The following is a 1,547-nucleotide window of genomic DNA, read 5'->3' on the forward strand; positions in this document are numbered from 1 at the left end:
AGGATACCGGCCAGGGAAGTCGCCACTAGGGAGAGGACAATACCCACCTGTAGGGGACGCATCCCGGTAAGAGTCCAATTGATAACGGGGTAATTTTTCACCGCATCGGACATCTCTTGGGGTTCCTTAACTACCATCATTTTGACCACACGGATATAGTAGTAAATCGAGGCCACACTGGTGACTAAACCAACGAGGACGAGGGCATAAAGTCCCGCTTGCCAACCGGCCCAGAATAGATAAATCTTACCAAAGAAGCCCGCTAGAGGCGGAATTCCCCCCAAAGAGAGGAGACAGATGCTTAAACAGAGGGTTAGGAGCGGATCTTTCTGGTAGAGTCCCGAATACTCAGCGATCTGATCGGTTCCAGTTCTGAGAGCAAAGAGAATCACACAGGCAAAAGCCCCTAGGTTCATGAACAGGTAAATTAACAGATAGAAAATCATGCTAGAGTAACCCGCGTCAGTACCGGCGGTTAAACCAATCATGACAAAACCCGCCTGACCGATCGAGGAATAGGCTAACATCCGTTTCATGCTAGTTTGGGCTAAGGCGACCACGTTGCCGAGGATCATGCTCAAAATTGCTAGAGCGATAAAGATAAACCGCCATTGTTCGCTGACTAGACCGAAAACCGTCACTAATAGGCGAATTGCTAGGGCAAAACCGGCCGCTTTGGAACCCACCGAGAGGAAAGCCACCACGGGAGTGGGTGAACCTTCGTACACATCAGGAGTCCACTGGTGAAAGGGAACCGCCGAAATTTTGAAGGCGATACCGGCAATCACAAAAACTAATGCGATCGCTAAGGCCAGGGACTGACCACCGTTAACATCGGTTAATTTTTGGGCAATGGCACTTAAACTGGTTTCACCTCCGGATAAACCGTAGAGAAGGGAAACACCATAGAGGAAAATCGCCGAGCTAGAAGCTCCAATTAACAGGTATTTTAAAGCGGCCTCGTTCGATCGAGGATCCCGCTTCATGTAACCGGTCATTAGATAGGAGGAAATACTGAGCATTTCTAGGGAGATGAAGATCATCACCAATTCACTAGCGCCGGATAGGAACATTCCCCCGAGGGTTGCGGTGAGCATAATGGCTAAAAATTCCGCTAGGGAGGTTCCCGCTTGTTCCACATAACGGATAGACATCAGCACTGTGGAGGCGGTAGAAAGGGCAATAATCGCCCTAAAGACGATACTGAGATTATCCCCCTCAAAAGCCCCTAAAAAGGCCAATGGTTTCGGATTGTCCCAGGCAAAATAAAGAGCAACCACAGCAGCGAGCAGACCAGCGATCGCCGCGTAGGGCAGCCAACTTCTGGCACTCCGTCCCAAGATCAAATCGCCGATTAAAATCACCATCAGGGTGATAATCAGGATTCCTTCGGGCCAGATAGCGCCGGCGTTTAGCTGACTGGCAACAAGACTAGAAAAATCCATATTGATTGAGGTTAAAGGAATTTGAAGTTAAAAAAGGCTTAATACAAGCTTAGGGCATTTCATCAGCGATTCAGTGATCAGTTATCAGTGATCAGTGATCAG

1 protein-coding gene is annotated in these 1,547 nt (G+C 48.7%); it reads right to left on the minus strand.

Annotated elements, in window-relative coordinates:
* Positions 1-1,445, minus strand: a 1,445-nt coding sequence (locus PX484_RS16735) for an NAD(P)H-quinone oxidoreductase subunit N (protein ID WP_288104831.1), incomplete at its 3' end; no start/stop codon positions are given.
* Between the last annotated feature and the right edge of the window lie 102 nt (positions 1,446-1,547).

The sequence above is a fragment of the Microcystis sp. M49636_WE2 genome, from assembly GCF_030065375.1.
GTDB classification, from domain to species: Bacteria; Cyanobacteriota; Cyanobacteriia; order Cyanobacteriales; family Microcystaceae; genus Microcystis; species Microcystis aeruginosa_C.